Raw genomic sequence first — 15,567 nt, 5'->3', positions numbered from 1 at the left:
AACTTCTGTTCATGAAAAAGATGTAAAAGAACAATCTTTTACATCTTTAACTATTATTTACTTGATTCATCTTTATTATCATTCATCATATCGTTGGTTGCTTTCTTAAATTCGCGTAATGAACTGCCAACCGCTTTACCAATCTCCGGAAGTTTAGAAGGTCCAAAAATCACCAGTGCTGTAATTAAAATTAATATTAAGCCTGGAAAGCCAATACTAGATAACATCAACATCACCCCATTTTACGTTTATACACCACTCATTATCCGTGAGAACCTCCGCTGTTGAAAGTCTCACTATATTTAACGACGATTTACATTTCTTGTTTTTGATCTTTCTCCGCTGTATCATCTTCTGCTAGATCACGTGCAGATTTTTTAAATTCACGCAATGTATCACCAGTTGCTTTACCTATTTCCGGCAATTTCTTTGGTCCAAAAATAACTAAGGCAATCACTAATATTAAAATTAACCCCCCCGGAATACCAATTGCAGATAACATATTTAATAGCCCCTTTAATAAAAAAGTTAATCATTTATTACCTTCATCTTATCATGAATTACAAAACTTGTCTTTAAAAACGATCAAATTATTGTGACTTTATTCGATCATACTGTATAAAATAATGATCATATTTATTTTTTTCATCTATTGTTCCCTTGTTTTTAGAAGTTATTTTCCAATCATACTCATTAAAATTCGGAAAAAATGTATCTCCTTCAAAGACTTCATCAATATATGTCATATACATACGGTCAGCAAATGATAAGACTTGTTTAAAAATTTCTTCCCCCCCACCTATTACAAACCATTCTTTTTCAGGTGTGTCATTGTTCAGTTCTTTAATCTTGTCAATGGAATGGATGATCGTAGTATGTTCATGATTAAAATCCATCTTTGAGGTTAACACAATATTATCTCGATTTGATAAAGGGCCGTTCATCGATTCAAATGTTTTGCGTCCCATAATAATAGATTGACCTGTTGTGAGTTTTTTAAAAAATTTCAAATCACTTGGTAAATGCCAAGGTAATCTATTATCCTTACCTATAACTCGATTTTTATCCATAGCAAAAAGTAATGAAATCATACTTATTTTTCCTCCTCTTAAACGGCTACTGGTGCTTTAATAGCAGGATGTGGATGATAATTTTCTAATACGATATCCTTGATATCAACGTCGAAAATAGAAACATGATTCTTAATAGATACGGTCGGTAATGATCTTGGCTCTCGATGTAATTGAGTTTCTACTTGTTCAATATGGTTTAAATAAATGTGTGCATCCCCTAAAGCATGTACAAATTCACCCGGTTTCAGTCCACATTCATTGGCGATAAGATGAGTTAATAATGCATAACTAGCAATATTAAAAGGCACACCTAAAAAATATCAGCACTGCGTTGATATAATTGACAGCTTAATTTACCATTTGCAACATAAAACTGAAACATGGTATGACATGGTGGTAAAGCCATGGTGGGCACATCCTCTGGATTCCAGGCAGAAACAATGTGTCTTCTTGAATTAGGATTATGCTTAATGGACTCTATTACCTCTTTTAATTGATCGATTGTTTCGTTTTGTGTTGTTTTCCATCTGCGCCATTGGGAACCATAAACATTGCCTAGATCTCCAAATTTTTCTGCAAAAGCAGTATCTTCTAAAATTCTCTTTTTGAATAGATCCATTTGTTGATCATATTCTTTCATAAATTCTGGATCATCAAGAGATCGGTGGCTAAAGTCATTCATATCTGGACCTTGATATTCTTCACTATCCACCCAGTTTTTAAATGCCCATTCATTCCATATATTATTATTATGCTCCAATAAATAGCGAATATTGGTATCTCCTTTAATAAACCATAATAATTCACTTACAATCAAACGAAATGGAATTTTTTTAGTGGTTAATAAAGGAAATCCTTCTGCTAAATCGAAGCGCATTTGATGACCGAATATAGAAAAAGTTCCCCGTATTTGTTCTATCGTCTTTTTTTGTACCTTCCGCTAATATTTTCTTACATACATCCAAATATTGAGCTTCACTTGTTAACATGCTTTTCTTCCTTCCTGCTTCTTAATTATTACAAATTCGTAACAAACGTCACGATAGTTCATATTTGTATCATTTTAACATAAATTTGTCGTGAGGAATAATATTTGTAAGGGGGGGTGGTTTTATGATGTTACAAGAGCAATTATCACAAGTAGTAAAACATTCCGTCGCTTACAGTTTTGCGTTTAGTCAACCATTTTCTTTTTATGTTGATGCGTATCCAATGATGCAGAATCAAATTCTAGAGCAATCGAATATTCTTAAATATGGTATGCAGCATGAATCGATTCGAATGCTACAACATAAATTGCAAAGATTGTCCTACTATGATTCATCCATTGATGGAGAGTTCGGAGCTTTAACGGAATACGCATTAAAAAAGTTCCAGCAGGATCATTTATTGGAGCAAACTGGAAAGGCCGATCAAAAAACAATAAAGCAGATCATTGAAAAGGAGGAAAATTATTATCTCCAGCAGTTAGAGGAAATTGGTTTAGATTTTGTAATAGGTGACAAAGGTGATCAGGTCGAGCTATTACAAGAGGCGTTACTTTATTTTGGTTACTATCGTGCAAATGTTGATGGTGTTTTTGGTGACAAATCTGATCAAGCATTAAAAGCATATAAACAAGATAAAGGTTTGGAAATCCATCATATTAAAACAGAAATAAAAGAAGAAAAAGTTGTTGTTCCAAAAATTGCTGCTGTTCAAGTAGTTGTAAAGAAAAACATTCCTAATGAGAAAGATGGTTCCACAGAAGAAACTAAAAAGAAAGAAGATAAACAGAAGGAAATACTTGAAGCAGATATGCCAATTCAAGATGAAATAAAAACAGCTTCAGCTCCTGGACTTGTGGCAAATGCAAAAGCCTTTATTGGTACACCTTACCTTTGGGGGGGTGGAACTACAACAGCTGGTTTTGACTGTAGCGGCTATTTGCAATATGTATTTCAACAGATAGGTGTATCATTACCGCGAACGGTTAGTGATATGTGGAATGCAACTAAACCAGTCAATCAGCCATCTGTTGGAGATCTTGTTTTTTTTGAAACGTATAAACCAGGGCCATCCCATGCTGGAATTTATTTAGGTAATGGACAATTTATACATGCCGGAGAATCAAAAGGCGTTGAAATTACCAACATGGATAATAGTTATTGGTCACCACGTTATTTAGGAGCAAAACGTATCGCCTTACCATAAATCAAACAATTCAATTTGTTTAGGGTGTAATCCTTTATACTTAATATCTAATAAATCTATTAGCTGTTTGGCATTATCAGCAGCATCACCACCTGAGTTATTATTAAATAGAACGGTAATCGATTTTGCTTGCTGATGTAAGGCTTTAATACGATTGGCCCACTCTATTAATTCATTTTGATTATATCGGTATAAAAACCGTACCTCTCTCCAATTTTCCTGGCCATAATTGTTCCAACCGTTGACATTTCGACCATGAAAGCGTATTAAAACCCTCTCATTAGTAAGCTCTGAAATAATTGGAATAGAACCTTCTCCAGCCTGGGGTTCGTCACAAACAACATGTGTTACTTCTAATTCTCTTAAAAGCGATATCGTTTCATCTATATTATTTTTAAACCAAGTTCTATTTCGGAATTCGATGGATATTGGAATGTCCCCCCCATCCATTGCTTTAGTTTTTTAAGCCTTTGAATATTCTGTTTCTTCATGGAAAACCACGGCGGAAACTGAAATAACACCGTGTTTAATTTATCGGCCTTTATTACAGGGGTAATCGATGCAATAAACTCATCAACTAATTGTTTAACTTCACGATTTGTCAACACCTTCCGATCGTGTCCTGTAAGTGTTTGAAAGGCTTTAATCACAAAGGAAAAGTTAGCAGGGGGGGTTTCATTTATCCACTTATTGTAGTTTTCTTTCGATTGAATAGCATAAAAAGAACTATCGATTTCCACCACTGGAAAGTGAGAACTATAGGCAAGTAACTTATGTTGTCTGTCCTGGGTATTTTTATATAGGGAGGAATGGTCTCCCCAACCGGTTAATCCAATTAGAATTGTCACAGAACCCACCTCATTCATATATCACTACTCTTTAAGATACCATTTTTCACTTGTTATGAGAAGGGTTTAAGCCTTATAGATAAAGGACTTTTCCTGTATAGGTTTATGACTATTTTGACAAAATAAGTTTTATTAGTAACAAACAAAGAAATTGTAATGAGTTCATTATTATAAGGTAGCTTCTAACATAGAAGTAAATGAAAAAACGAGGCGATGATTACATTCATCGCCTTTTATAATGCCGAAAAAAGATATAGTTTAAATAGATAACATCTTTTTATTTACATTTTTACTCGATTTGTGGTAATTTTATTTATTGACTAAGGATACATATTGTAATGGAAGGAAGGAAAACAAATTGGGAAATGAACTATTATGCTTGTATTTGCCGTTATTAATTTTGCACTTCTTATTTTAATGTACCGATTATTCGGAAAAGCAGGTTTATTTGTGTGGATCGGCATGTCTACGGTACTTGCGAACATACAAGTATTAAAAACAGTGGAAATGGTAGGTCTTGTAGCAACTCTGGGAAATATCACATATGGCACCGTGTTTTTAGCTACTGATATCCTGAACGAAAACCACGGCAAGAAAGAAGCGAAAAAAGCAGTTTGGATGGGGTTCTCTTCTCTATTAATTATGACCATTGTCATGCAGATAGCACTTAGGTTTACCCCCCCGCATGCAGACGACTTTGCTCAAGAGTCCTTGGAGACGATCTTTGATTTAATTCCTAATATTGCGATTGGCAGCATGCTTGCTTATTTAGTAAGCCAGTATATTGATGTCTGGATTTATGGAAAGCTCAAACAGCTACTACCCTCTCAAAAGCATTTATGGATTCGAAACAATGGCAGTACAATGATCAGTCAATTTGTAGATACGCTTATCTTTTGTTCAATTGCTTTTTATAATGTCCATGACTTCGAGGTATGGCTTAGTATTTTATTTACTACTTATGTGATTAAATTTGTAGTATCAGTGCTGGACACACCTTTTCTATATATTGCAAAAAACATGAATTCGAAACTTAAAGAAGATCTCTAATCGTTCAAGAGTATCGCTATGTTTTGTTTTTCTGTTAGGAGGAAGAAAAGAATGATTGAAGTCTATACAGATGGAGCAAGTAAAGGGAATCCAGGTCCTAGTGGTATTGGTATCTATATAAAGCAAGGTGAAAATCAAATAGAGGAATATCATTATATAGGAGTGTATACTAATCATGAAGCTGAATTTTTGGCGGTAATAAAAGCACTGGAATATTGTGGGGGGGAGCACTTTCCAACTGAGATTATTTCATGTCGTTCAGATGCGAAATTAGTGGTCGATGCGATAGAAAAGAATTATGTAAAAAATCAAATATTTATTAGTTACCTTAACCAGATCAATTCTTTAATTAATATTTTCCCGCACTTTTTTATAAAATGGATACCTCAAAAACAAAATAAGCGTGCAGATTCTTTAGCACGAAAAGCTATCATAAATAAAAATTAAGCCATCAAGCCATTTTCTTTTAACAGTGAAATGGCTTGATTTTTATTTGCAATTTTATTTTTTGCGAATATTTCTAATAAACTAATATAAAAACTTCTGTCAAATGTCATTTGTAATGACAGCGTGAATTGTAATGCTAATTTGGCATGACTGACTGATGTATTGGTGTATTTCTGACCAAAGTAAATAAAGCGAACTTCTTCATCTGTCAGCTTAAATCCCTTCGACCATAAATTTTCCAAAAAATAAGCCAATTCTTCACTATCCTTCACTGTATATCCCTCATCCTTATACAACTATCTATCCCAAAATTAAAATAATTCCTAAGGATAGTATAGATTTTTTCATAAAAGAAGTCTAGCTCTATCCTTAGGAAATGATCTTATATTTTCTAAAATACTGGTACAAATTTAAATTTCTACCTTGTAATGTTATTATCTGGTCTTTTACCAAAATACTGATAATAGTCTGTTTTAATAAATGCATTGAACAGTTTTCGTTTCTTTGAAGCTTTTTGACCAAATATAGCTTCAAAATTTTCATTGGCTGTTAAGATGTAAATACTCCATGTAGGATAGTTTTTTAGAACAGCGCCTAGATTCCGATAAATTGTCTCTACTTCTTGTTTATCGCCTATCCTCTCTCCATATGGGGGGGGTTACTTACAATATATCCTCCCTCTTGCCTGGAATGAAAATCAGCTGCCTCCATTTGCTTCCAACCCACTAAATCTGCTAAACCCGCTTCAATTGCATTATTTTTAGCAATTTCAACTACTTTTGGATCAAGATCAGATCCGTAAATAGCAAGGGGGGGCTGGTCGTAATTAGCTAAATCTTCTGCTTCTTCTAAGGCCTTTTCCCAAACAGAAGAGGAAATGAATTCCCACTGTTCTGCAGCGAAAGATCGATTAAATCCTGGAGCGATATTCTGTCCAATCAAAGCGGCCTCAATTGGTATTGTTCCTGAACCACAAAAAAGATCATAGAACGGTTCATCGACTCTCCAGTTCGTTAATTGCACTAGTGCAGCTGCTAATGTTTCTTTCAGTGGGGGGGCATCCCCCCTGTCCAATCCGGTAACCACGTTTGTGCAAACCTGCACCAGAAGTATCCAATGTAAGCAGGACATTGTCTTTCAATAAAGCTACTTCAATTTTATACTCAGCACCAGTTTCCTCTAACCAATTGGCAATACCATGTTTTTGTTTTAACTTTTCGACGATTGCTTTTTTTACAATGGACTGACAGTCTGGAACACTAAATAATTTGGATTTATGAGATTTTCCGGTAACTGGGAATTTTCCGTCCTCAGTAATATAGCGCTCCCATGGCAATGCTTTTGTTTCTTCAAAAAGCTCATCATAGGTTGTTGCCTGGAACTCACCCACTACTAATTTAATACGATCAGCCGTACGTAACCATAGATTACATCTTGCAATCGCATGATGATCCGCTTCAAAAATGACTTTTCCGTTCTCAACAACTGTATCTTCATAACCGAGCTGACGTACTTCTTTTGCTACTAAAGCTTCCAATCCCATGGCTGCTGTAGCGATTAACTTTACTTTTGTATTCATATCAGCATTCCTTTCACTTCTATTCTTCAAATTAGTGTTTACAATTTTATGTATAACAAAACCCCCCCTTTCACAAGAGAAAAGGGGTTAAAGATTGTTTTATGACCGGATGAATGTCCGTAAGCCATGTTCTGTTCTTTCGTACTGCAAACGGTGGTCAGCCTCGTACCAAAGGTGTAATCATCTGTCTACAAGTAAGTTTATCACATTACTTGTCCTTCATTCGGTTCTTTGTTACCTAATAGAAGATGCCCCTACCAATATTTGGGTTGCTCACTCGAGGGGGGGTTTACCGCGTTCCACCTAAATAGTTTCCTATTTAGCTACGTCACTGTGGCACTTTCAAGGTAGTAATACCATATCAAAAGACTTAGGTATTTTCCCTGCCGTTAACCTAATGGTTACCTTGACTTATGATTTCGTCAAGCACGAACACTACAAGCATCACAGCTTGTGTGAGCATGGACTTTCCTCTACACATGAATATGTGCAGCGATTACTTCACATTCAGTCCTTCAATTGTTAAGCCTACATTATTGTAACATGGATCTATAATTAGTCAATGGAAAAATCCCCCCCATTATCATTCTTTGTTATTCTTCGAATTTTTTTCCAAATACTGCTTTTTCTAAATTGGACAGTCGTTTTAAAATATCATAATTCACTTGATGATTAGAAGTATTTGGACGAACACGCGTATGATCTGATTGCTTTCGTAAACGGTCATTCTCTTGCTGTAATCTAACAATTTCTTGCTGAAAGTATTCATAATCCTGGATAATAGCATCTAAATATTCATCGACTTCTTCCTGATTGTACCCTCTCATTGATGTTTTGAAATTTTTCTCTAAGATATCTTTCCCAGTTAATTGATTTGACATTAGTTCCACCTCATTTAATCATTACTTTTTATTTTTTCAAAAAAGATATAAGTTGTCAATTTTAATCTAATTCCATTTGATTATTTTCTTGTTTCTCCCTGACGATTTCTTCCAAATCTTCAGGTGTAATATATATTATCATGTAGTTACTTTTATCTTGCTCTTTTTTTATTTTGTCCAATAAATATCCTACGGTGCCTGGATACTCTTCATCAACAAGCAGTAAACATCCATCAGATTTCTCGATCAACCAGTAATCTTTATTAATAAATTGATACGGTGCCTTATAATTTTCATTGTATAAAGGTTGATAAAAATCTGCCTGTTCGATTACTTTTAGGAATGATTCCTGATAAATCTCTGGCCATCTAGATTCATATTCAAGAAATGGAGGAAATATTCCTAATTTGATGGAGTATAAATCTTTTAATTCTATTATTACCTGTGCTGCCCATAACTCTACACCCATTTGTCCCGACATGATTACCCATTCTAATCCATCTTCAATTAGTGCAATTAATCTTCTTTTGAATGCTATTTTAACAAATTTAATTCGCGGATCATTTTCATTCTTAATATTTAATTCCATTGGTTTATTACCTGCGATTGTAATCACGTTCATTGTTATACACTACTTTCATCAATTAAAGAAACATTATGTATTAGTATAAAACATATGTCCAATATATTCTAGTGCACACATCCAATTCAATTTCTTATAATAACAAAAAAACAAATCTACATCTTCCCTCGCCTTTACACGAATACGTCAATCAAAATAGACACAAACTGCAAACTAGTGAAAACTTTATGAATAGTTATTCTTAAAGTATATTGATGAGCTTAAAACCAACGCTGCGGAAAAACACTCCCTTTCCTAGCGGTGCGGCTTCAGCTAACTTTGAAAAGAAAGGCACTTTCCAACGTGGATCTTCAGCTCGCACTGATCCCTCAGGAGTGTCGCATTTTTCCTCCGCTTTGGATAGATCTCGGTTTAAGCGAGAAGTAATAAGCTTTCATATCAAAATACTATTTCTCACGAACGTTGTAGCTCACTCACCAAAATCTCAAAATAAACTGTTACTTCACAGTTTAGTTATATTACGTAAGTAAAGGTTAGTTTAAAATAAAAAAAACTGCTATGAATTTGCATAGCAGTTTTGATATTAAGCTAACCGAGGTAAAGAATCTTGTTATATAGTCTTGGTTAACGCATCATATTGTTTTGTGAGTTCCATTGACCTGGTTGGTTAAATCCTCCCATTGCACCTGGCATGGATCTACCATAAACATTTACTTGATCTACAGTATTTTGATAAGAAGTGGTATGCGGGAAGAAATGAGCATTCTTTATTAAGTGATGATTCACACAAGTAGTGTGCGATGGATGAATATGGTTTACTTGACTTTCAGTACATGTGTTTACTTGGTTACATTTTGTTGGATGGACAATTGTTTGAACTGGCATTCCACAGCCAAAAGGTCTTCGATGTCTCATAAATAGTCACCTCACTAATTATTATTCCATACTAGCGTATGTCACGATAGTGAGATTGTCTATGGCATCAACCTATAAGCCACATATTTTTTAATTTTTATTGAGGTCATTTTTTAATAAGTCAAAAACATATAATACAGATTGATGTAATTCCATATATCTTTTCTTACGAACATCAATGTAATAACTGTGAAGAAGTAATAATTTAATATTTTCTTCAGTCGATTCTACTTGTTGTGGATGGACTTGGACCTCGCGATTTTTTACAAAAGCTAAAGCCTCTTCATGCCATTTATCTACGATGTCAAAGACAGGCTCAGTTTGTTCTTTAACATAAGCAAAGAACTCTGGATCTCTTTTATGCTCAGGCTTTTCATGGGAAAGATAATACCCTTTTAAAGTCTTTAGTTCCTCTTCTAGTTCGTTCATGTAGGTTAACAGTAACAATGTTTTACCACCTTCCTGTTCCGATTGTAACTCACATTACTGTAACACGATTAAAAAGAAAAAAATACTATTAAGCACCTTCTTTTTTGTTCCAATAAGAATATTCTAAATCATGGGAGATTTTTATTTCAAACGTATATTCAATCTCTTCCACCATCGCAATTAAATAATCTAATTTTGTTTCACAGGTTTCTTTTGTATATATAACAAGCTCTTTTTTCATTAAATATCACTCCACCTTTTTTATATATTATTCGCTTTCGAAGTTTGAATTACCTTGTTCGTGACAAAACTAGAAATAACTTGACATAAACTAAGCAAAATACGTATTTTTTAAACAAATATAGTCAAACTATATAATAAAGGAGGGATTTATTTTGCGAGTCAATAAAAAACCGAAGCTCAATAATCGTCGTGAGAAGGAACAAAACAAAGAAATTCCAACACAAAATGATAAAAAACTGAATGGGCCGAATCGTCCATCAACTTAGATCAAAAGTCGACATTACAATTGGTAATGTCGACTTTTATCGAAAAAAATTAACTTTTTAATTACCCCCCCCTGATAATTGTTACGATTTATCGAATATTAATGTTAGGATATTCCTGTTATCACAAGCTTTAACATCTATTTTAATTGAAGATTCTTACGGTATATCGTATGATGTATCTATCCATGGTGAAAACTTGCGATGGATGGTTGGTGACGTAGGGGGGAGTTTTATGCAATATCCAAATGGTAAAAAGTCATCATCTCTAACAAAAAGGGCACATCTAAATCAAACAGATTACAGTAACCGCGGCATGTCACTAGAAGATGATATAAATGATACAAATACGTATTACATGGCACATAATTTAGCAATCATTCATAAGAAGCCTACACCGGTGCAAATTGTACATGTGGATTATCCAAAACGAAGTGCAGCAGTAATCAAAGAAGCCTATTTTAAGCAAGCATCTACAACAGATTATAACGGCGTCTATAAAGGGAACTATATCGATTTTGAAGCAAAGGAAACGAAGAGTAAACATTCTTTTCCCTTTCGAAATATACATCAGCATCAAATTGATCATATGAAGCAAGTTATCTTCCAAAAAGGCATTTGTTTTCTAATTATCCGGTTTAGCATGTATCAAGAGACATATCTCTTCCCTGCTGATAAGCTGTTTTATTATTGGGATCAACAGATTAGAAACGGCAAAAAATCAATTCGTTATGAAACTGTGAAAAAGCAAGGATATATAATACCAGTTCGTTATCAGGCAAAGGTTGACTACTTGACTGTTATTGAACAGTGTTATATGGAGAACGGAGGAACTACTAATGGCAGATAAAAGCCAATCGAGAATAGCAAGAAGAGAACAATTAAAGAAAACTAAATCTCAAAAAAAACCCATTTGGAAAAAAGTAATCAAGTATGCATTAATTGCGATTCTACTAATCGGATTAGGGATAGGTGGACTATTCATCTATTATATTAGTACTGCTCCAGAGCTTGATGCCGAATTACTATCTGACCCTGGATCAACAAATCTTTATGATATTAATGAAGAAGTTTTTGCAAAATTAGGTGCAGAAAAACGAACGAAAATTCAACATGGAGATTTACCAAAATTGTTAGAAGATGCTATTCTGGCAACCGAAGATGTTCGTTTCTATGATCATATGGGAATTGATTTAAAACGTATTGGTGGGGGGGCAATTATTGCAAACTTCAGGGATGGCTTTGGATCTCAGGGTGCCAGTACAATTACCCAGCAGGTTGTGAAGGGTTCATTTTATCCAATGATAAAAAACTAAAACGTAAAGTACAAGAACAATGGTTAGCTCTAAAATTAGATAGAGAATATAGTAAAGAAGAAATTATGGAAATGTATGTAAATAAAATCTATTATGGTGCTGGAGCATATGGCGTTGCCATGGCAGCAGAAGTCTACTTTGGAAAAACTGATTTAAATGAACTTACATTAGCTGAAGCAGCTATCTTAGCAGGTCTGCCCCCCCAACGTCCTGCTGCCTATGATCCCTTTGTAAATCCAGACTTGACTAAAGAAAGAATGAGCACTGTGCTAAACTTAATGGTACAGCACAATAAAATTAGTCAAGAAGAAGCTGAGGAAGCCAAAAATGTAACTATTAAAGATTTGTTGACGAAGAAAAAACCAGAGTTTGTAAAATTCGAAGGCTTTATCCAGCAAGTACGTAATGAAGTGCAAGAGAAAACAGGAGCCGATATTTATAAAGACAGCTTAGACGTTTATACTACATTAGATCCGGAGGCACAGGAACATGTGGAATTTCTTTTAAGTGAGCGAGAGGATAATCCAATAGACTACAGTGAAGATGAACAGATGCAAGTTGGTCTTAGCGTGCTTGATACTAAGTCAGGTGCTATCCGAGCTATTGGGGGGGCAGGCAGAAATCGTGAAAGTGATGGATGGAATTATGCGATTGATGGTGATGGCCGTCAGGGTGGTTCTGCCATGAAACCGATTGTTGCTTATGGACCTGCAATTGAAGAGCTAAAATGGTCAACTTATCATCAAATCAATGATGATAAACCATTTCCAATTGCTGGTACTGACAGTTCGATCCGAAATTGGAATCGTAATTATCAAGGGTGGATGTCGATCAGGTATGCTCTTCAACAATCGCTAAATGTTCCGGCAGTTAAAACGTTAGAAGAAGTAGGCAACAGTGCAGCGAAGGAATTTGCAGAAGGAATTGGAATGGATTTTGAAGATGATTTTACCATTACTGATGCGATAGGTGGAACAGGTTCAGGTGTTACTCCAGTAGAAATGGCTGGTGCCTATGCAGCATTTGGCAATCAAGGAGAATATAATGAACCTTTCTCGGTTATCAGAGTGGATTATGGTAATAGACGTTCAGAGGATTTACAATCGACTTCAAAAATTGCTATGTCTGACTATACAGCTTATATGATAACAGATATGTTAAAATCTGTGATAAGAGAAGGAACAGGTACGAGAGCAAATGTCTCAGGTCTGCCTCTTGCTGGTAAAACCGGCACAACCAATCTTTCGGATGAAGAAGGCGGAGGAAGTCCTGATTCCTGGTTTAGTGGCTATACTACCGATTATACGGTCGCTGTTTGGACAGGATATGACAAAGAACGTAAAGCACTAAATAACACAAAAATTGCCCTGGATTTATTTAGGGAAACGATGAATTTTATTTCGCAAGGAATCGATACAGCTGATTTTGTAAAGCCGGATTCTGTAGTGGAAGTGCAAGTGGAAAAAGGCTCTAATCCTGCTAAGCGTCCAAGTGAGTATACCCCTAGCTCTGCAATTGTTACCGAGTTATTTGTCAAGGGAACAGAGCCTGATGCAGTATCCGAAAGATTTGAAGAATTAGAAACGGTTACCGATCTGACAGCGTCCTATGATGAAGAACAGGAGATAATTACCGCACAATGGGATCATGTCGATGAGGAAGTGCAGTTCAAAGTCTCAGCTGGAGCGAATGGATCGCTTAATGAATTAACGACAACAGAAGATCGTCAAGTAGAAATATCAGAAGTTGAAAAAGGTACCACCTATACCCTTGAAGTTATTGCCATAAGCGATGATATGGAAAGTGATCCTGTAACTGTTACCGTCGAAATACCTGATGACGAACCAGAACAACTTCCCGAGGTTAGCCAACTACAGCAAACTTTTGATCCTGTAAATCGTTCTGCTTTAATTAGTTGGGCATATAACGAAAATGGACCAATTGAATTTGAAATTACTGTTCAAGATGGTGGACAAACAATTGATCAGTTTAATACAAATAAAAAATCGGTAAATATCACACAATTGCAACCGAATAAAACGTATACGATTAACGTAACACCATTCATGAAAAATAATGACGTGAGAGGTCCAACATCAACAATTCAGGTCTCCACACAAGGAATAGAAGATGAGCAAGAAGATCCTGCAGAACAAGAGGAAGAACTTGAAGAACTTGAAGAACCTGAAGAACCTGAAGAACCTGAACAGCCTGAACAACCAGAGCAGCCAGAGCAGCCGGCTGATGAAGGCGATAATCAAGAGCAGCCAGAACAAGGAAATCAAGGCCAAAATGATCAAGATGAATAAAAAAGCAGCAAGGTATTACACCTTGCTGTTTTTTTCATCCTTTTCTGTCCTTCTCGACACAGATCTAATAATGGACATATATCACATTGTGGACTTTTTGCTTTACAATGATATCTGCCAAAAAAGATTAAGCGATGATGAGTATTACTCCACTCCTCTTTTGGAACTTTTTTCATTAACGTGTTTTCTACTTCGATAACACTATCTTTCCATCGGCAGATACCCAACCGTTTCGAGACGCGTTCCACGTGAGTATCAACAGCGATCGCTGGTTCACCAAAGGCTACTGATGCAACAACGTTAGCTGTCTTACGACCAACACCTGCTAACTTCTCAAGTTCTACTTTAGAATGAGGAACAACCCCATCATAGTCTTCTATGAGAGTTGCTGATAACTTTCGAATACTTTTAGATTTATTTCGATATAAGCCAATTGATCGAATATCCTGTTGTAACTCTTCTATTGGTACGCTGAGATAATCTTCAGGAGCTTTATACTTCTGAAACAGTTCTTTAGTTACTTTATTAACTAAATTATCTGTACACTGTGCTGATAAAACAACTGCAATTAATAATTCAAATGGATTGTCATGCACTAATTCACATTCTGCATTTGGAAACATTTCTTCTATTCTTTCCAGAACGGTATTTATCTGTTTTACTGTTAACATTATGCTCCCCCTACTCTTCTAACCAATTATAATATAAGGATTTATCATACGGATGTTCCTTTTTCTCTGAATTAATAGGTTGATTATTATGGTGGAAATCCTTGCTGGTTTGCTGTGCTTGTTGCACGGACTTTATCCCTTTCCGCTGCCATTCTATTAATATTCGGTCAATGTATTTGAAATTGACTTTTGACATTAAGACCGCTTCTCTTAATGCTGCATAAATTAATGAAAGATCGTGTTGATCTTCGTCTAACCAGTTATTAATCATCTCGATTTCAAAAGGAGATAATGGTCGACCAAATTCTCTTTCAAATTTTTGAAAAGCTTCCCCGATATGTGGATCCTTTTGTTTTACTGCAACTTTTTCAGTATATAATCTTTGCCATAATCGTTCTAATGAATAAGCTTCTTTAATGATGTGATTATCCTTATCTTCTTCAATTAACAGAAAATCCTTTTGAATCAGTTGTCGTAGCATAGTGGAACATTCTTCGTTAGAAATCGTTAAATGTTCAGCGATTTCTTCAGGTGTAGGAAATAAATTCCCCTTTTGTCTTGCAACATGAATTTGTAAAATGATTGCTAGTTGACTTTCTGTTATTCCCAGTGTCGCATGTTTTTCAATCAATTGCATGGGAATATTAATCTGATCTTGTAAAATATGCTGAAACATTTGGTTCATCTTATGAAACCACCTTTTGTTAAATACAATAACTATCCTAAAATAGTATAATCCTTTACAACGGATTGCAAAGGATTATACA

The 15,567-nt window shown here is 35.1% G+C and carries 17 protein-coding genes, 1 other RNA gene and 4 pseudogenes; 7 read left to right on the top strand and 15 right to left on the bottom strand.

What is annotated here, in order from left to right:
- Nucleotides 1–53: 53 nt before the first annotated feature.
- The 4 genes and pseudogenes from JCM21714_RS01510 to JCM21714_RS01495 form a co-directional block, all read right to left on the bottom strand.
- Nucleotides 54–227 (bottom strand): twin-arginine translocase TatA/TatE family subunit, encoded by a 174-nt coding sequence (locus JCM21714_RS01510; RefSeq protein WP_035721155.1) that lies wholly within the window; start codon nt 225–227, stop codon nt 54–56.
- Between the two features lie 86 nt (nt 228–313).
- Nucleotides 314–502 carry a twin-arginine translocase TatA/TatE family subunit gene (locus JCM21714_RS01505; protein WP_035721153.1) on the bottom strand — a complete coding sequence of 63 codons (189 nt, stop codon included), beginning with the start codon at nt 500–502 and terminating at the stop codon, nt 314–316.
- An 88-nt stretch (nt 503–590) separates the two neighbouring features.
- The gene (locus tag JCM21714_RS01500) at nt 591–1,091 is read right to left on the bottom strand and encodes a dihydrofolate reductase (protein WP_035721150.1); all 501 of its coding nucleotides are present in this window, start codon (nt 1,089–1,091) and stop codon (nt 591–593) included.
- 17 nt (nt 1,092–1,108) lie between these two features.
- Nucleotides 1,109–2,062: pseudogene (locus JCM21714_RS01495) on the bottom strand (thymidylate synthase).
- A 124-nt stretch (nt 2,063–2,186) separates the two neighbouring features.
- On the opposite strand from JCM21714_RS01495, the gene JCM21714_RS23325 reads away from it, so the two are divergent.
- Nucleotides 2,187–3,266, top strand: a complete 1,080-nt coding sequence (locus tag JCM21714_RS23325; protein WP_035721148.1) for a C40 family peptidase — start codon at nt 2,187–2,189, stop codon at nt 3,264–3,266.
- Here the strand turns inward: JCM21714_RS23325 and JCM21714_RS01485 are convergent.
- Nucleotides 3,258–4,132, bottom strand: a pseudogene (locus JCM21714_RS01485) (DUF72 domain-containing protein). The gene JCM21714_RS23325 and the pseudogene JCM21714_RS01485 sit on opposite strands and share 9 nt — an antisense overlap.
- A gap of 357 nt (nt 4,133–4,489) precedes the next feature.
- Between JCM21714_RS01485 and JCM21714_RS01480 the strand changes: the two are divergent.
- Nucleotides 4,490–5,164 carry a queuosine precursor transporter gene (locus JCM21714_RS01480; protein ID WP_035721145.1) on the top strand — a complete coding sequence of 225 codons (675 nt, stop codon included), beginning with the start codon at nt 4,490–4,492 and terminating at the stop codon, nt 5,162–5,164.
- Nucleotides 5,165–5,215: 51 nt separating this feature from the next.
- Nucleotides 5,216–5,611 (top strand): ribonuclease HI family protein, encoded by a 396-nt coding sequence (locus JCM21714_RS01475; protein ID WP_035721143.1) that lies wholly within the window; start codon nt 5,216–5,218, stop codon nt 5,609–5,611.
- Here JCM21714_RS01475 and JCM21714_RS01470 read toward each other — a convergent pair.
- The 8 genes and pseudogenes from JCM21714_RS01470 to JCM21714_RS20030 all read right to left on the bottom strand — a co-directional run bounded on the left by JCM21714_RS01470 (nt 5,608) and on the right by JCM21714_RS20030 (nt 10,239).
- On the bottom strand, nt 5,608–5,883 hold the full coding sequence (locus JCM21714_RS01470) for a DUF6123 family protein (RefSeq protein ID WP_035721140.1): 276 nt from the start codon (nt 5,881–5,883) through the stop codon (nt 5,608–5,610). The two genes, JCM21714_RS01475 and JCM21714_RS01470, sit on opposite strands and share 4 nt — an antisense overlap.
- A gap of 146 nt (nt 5,884–6,029) precedes the next feature.
- A pseudogene (locus JCM21714_RS01465) lies at nt 6,030–7,190 on the bottom strand (THUMP domain-containing class I SAM-dependent RNA methyltransferase).
- Nucleotides 7,191–7,305: 115 nt separating this feature from the next.
- Nucleotides 7,306–7,698, bottom strand: an RNA gene (rnpB, locus tag JCM21714_RS18990) — RNase P RNA component class B.
- A gap of 85 nt (nt 7,699–7,783) precedes the next feature.
- A complete protein-coding gene (gene gpsB, locus JCM21714_RS01460; protein WP_035721137.1) occupies nt 7,784–8,071 on the bottom strand; it encodes a cell division regulator GpsB in 288 nt (95 codons plus the stop codon).
- 61 nt (nt 8,072–8,132) lie between these two features.
- Nucleotides 8,133–8,693, bottom strand: coding sequence for an SLOG family protein (locus JCM21714_RS01455; RefSeq protein WP_035721136.1), 561 nt, complete (start codon nt 8,691–8,693; stop codon nt 8,133–8,135).
- A 585-nt stretch (nt 8,694–9,278) separates the two neighbouring features.
- Nucleotides 9,279–9,569, bottom strand: a complete 291-nt coding sequence (locus tag JCM21714_RS18985) for a CotD family spore coat protein (protein WP_084040537.1) — start codon at nt 9,567–9,569, stop codon at nt 9,279–9,281.
- Between the two features lie 90 nt (nt 9,570–9,659).
- Entirely contained in the window at nt 9,660–10,016 is a 357-nt protein-coding gene (locus JCM21714_RS01445; protein WP_084040536.1) for a DUF1798 family protein, read from the bottom strand.
- A 70-nt stretch (nt 10,017–10,086) separates the two neighbouring features.
- Nucleotides 10,087–10,239, bottom strand: a complete 153-nt coding sequence (locus JCM21714_RS20030; RefSeq protein ID WP_158413459.1) for a hypothetical protein — start codon at nt 10,237–10,239, stop codon at nt 10,087–10,089.
- A gap of 154 nt (nt 10,240–10,393) precedes the next feature.
- On the opposite strand from JCM21714_RS20030, the gene JCM21714_RS20455 reads away from it, so the two are divergent.
- The 4 genes and pseudogenes from JCM21714_RS20455 to JCM21714_RS20690 all read left to right on the top strand — a co-directional run bounded on the left by JCM21714_RS20455 (nt 10,394) and on the right by JCM21714_RS20690 (nt 14,129).
- Complete coding sequence (locus JCM21714_RS20455) at nt 10,394–10,507, top strand: spore protein (RefSeq protein WP_200868426.1); 114 nt, start codon at nt 10,394–10,396, stop codon at nt 10,505–10,507.
- Between the two features lie 232 nt (nt 10,508–10,739).
- Entirely contained in the window at nt 10,740–11,354 is a 615-nt protein-coding gene (recU, locus tag JCM21714_RS01440; RefSeq protein ID WP_035721133.1) for a Holliday junction resolvase RecU, read from the top strand.
- A pseudogene (locus tag JCM21714_RS20695) lies at nt 11,344–12,041 on the top strand (transglycosylase domain-containing protein); the annotation flags it as partial. The gene recU and the pseudogene JCM21714_RS20695, both read left to right, overlap by 11 nt.
- A 36-nt stretch (nt 12,042–12,077) precedes the next feature.
- Nucleotides 12,078–14,129, top strand: coding sequence for a penicillin-binding transpeptidase domain-containing protein (locus JCM21714_RS20690; RefSeq protein ID WP_369403413.1), 2,052 nt, complete (start codon nt 12,078–12,080; stop codon nt 14,127–14,129).
- Here JCM21714_RS20690 and nth read toward each other — a convergent pair.
- Together nth and JCM21714_RS01425 are read right to left on the bottom strand one after the other, a co-directional pair.
- The gene (gene nth / locus JCM21714_RS01430; protein ID WP_035721131.1) at nt 14,117–14,800 is read right to left on the bottom strand and encodes an endonuclease III; all 684 of its coding nucleotides are present in this window, start codon (nt 14,798–14,800) and stop codon (nt 14,117–14,119) included. The two genes, JCM21714_RS20690 and nth, sit on opposite strands and share 13 nt — an antisense overlap.
- A 10-nt stretch (nt 14,801–14,810) precedes the next feature.
- Entirely contained in the window at nt 14,811–15,485 is a 675-nt protein-coding gene (locus JCM21714_RS01425; protein ID WP_035721128.1) for a DnaD domain-containing protein, read from the bottom strand.
- Nucleotides 15,486–15,567: the final 82 nt, after the last annotated feature.

This window comes from Gracilibacillus boraciitolerans JCM 21714 (genome assembly GCF_000521485.1).
Lineage (GTDB): Bacteria > Bacillota > Bacilli > Bacillales > Amphibacillaceae > Gracilibacillus > Gracilibacillus boraciitolerans.
This window is presented reverse-complemented; position numbering and strand designations above follow the sequence as displayed.

Bases quoted from the DNA above. Each gene is read 5' to 3' on its own strand.
- JCM21714_RS01500 (WP_035721150.1), bottom strand. From the start codon at position 1,091: ATGATTTCATTACTTTTTGCTATGGATAAAAATCGAGTTATAGGTAAG.
- JCM21714_RS01455 (WP_035721136.1), bottom strand. From the start codon at position 8,693: ATGAACGTGATTACAATCGCAGGTAATAAACCAATGGAATTAAATATT.
- JCM21714_RS01505 (WP_035721153.1), bottom strand. From the start codon at position 502: ATGTTATCTGCAATTGGTATTCCGGGGGGGTTAATTTTAATATTAGTG.
- JCM21714_RS01475 (WP_035721143.1), top strand. From the start codon at position 5,216: ATGATTGAAGTCTATACAGATGGAGCAAGTAAAGGGAATCCAGGTCCT.
- nth (WP_035721131.1), bottom strand. From the start codon at position 14,800: ATGTTAACAGTAAAACAGATAAATACCGTTCTGGAAAGAATAGAAGAA.
- JCM21714_RS20690 (WP_369403413.1), top strand. From the start codon at position 12,078: ATGAGCACTGTGCTAAACTTAATGGTACAGCACAATAAAATTAGTCAA.
- recU (WP_035721133.1), top strand. From the start codon at position 10,740: ATGCAATATCCAAATGGTAAAAAGTCATCATCTCTAACAAAAAGGGCA.
- JCM21714_RS18985 (WP_084040537.1), bottom strand. From the start codon at position 9,569: ATGAGACATCGAAGACCTTTTGGCTGTGGAATGCCAGTTCAAACAATT.
- JCM21714_RS23325 (WP_035721148.1), top strand. From the start codon at position 2,187: ATGATGTTACAAGAGCAATTATCACAAGTAGTAAAACATTCCGTCGCT.
- JCM21714_RS01425 (WP_035721128.1), bottom strand. From the start codon at position 15,485: ATGAACCAAATGTTTCAGCATATTTTACAAGATCAGATTAATATTCCC.
- gpsB (WP_035721137.1), bottom strand. From the start codon at position 8,071: ATGTCAAATCAATTAACTGGGAAAGATATCTTAGAGAAAAATTTCAAA.
- JCM21714_RS20030 (WP_158413459.1), bottom strand. From the start codon at position 10,239: ATGAAAAAAGAGCTTGTTATATATACAAAAGAAACCTGTGAAACAAAA.
- JCM21714_RS01480 (WP_035721145.1), top strand. From the start codon at position 4,490: ATGCTTGTATTTGCCGTTATTAATTTTGCACTTCTTATTTTAATGTAC.
- JCM21714_RS01510 (WP_035721155.1), bottom strand. From the start codon at position 227: ATGTTATCTAGTATTGGCTTTCCAGGCTTAATATTAATTTTAATTACA.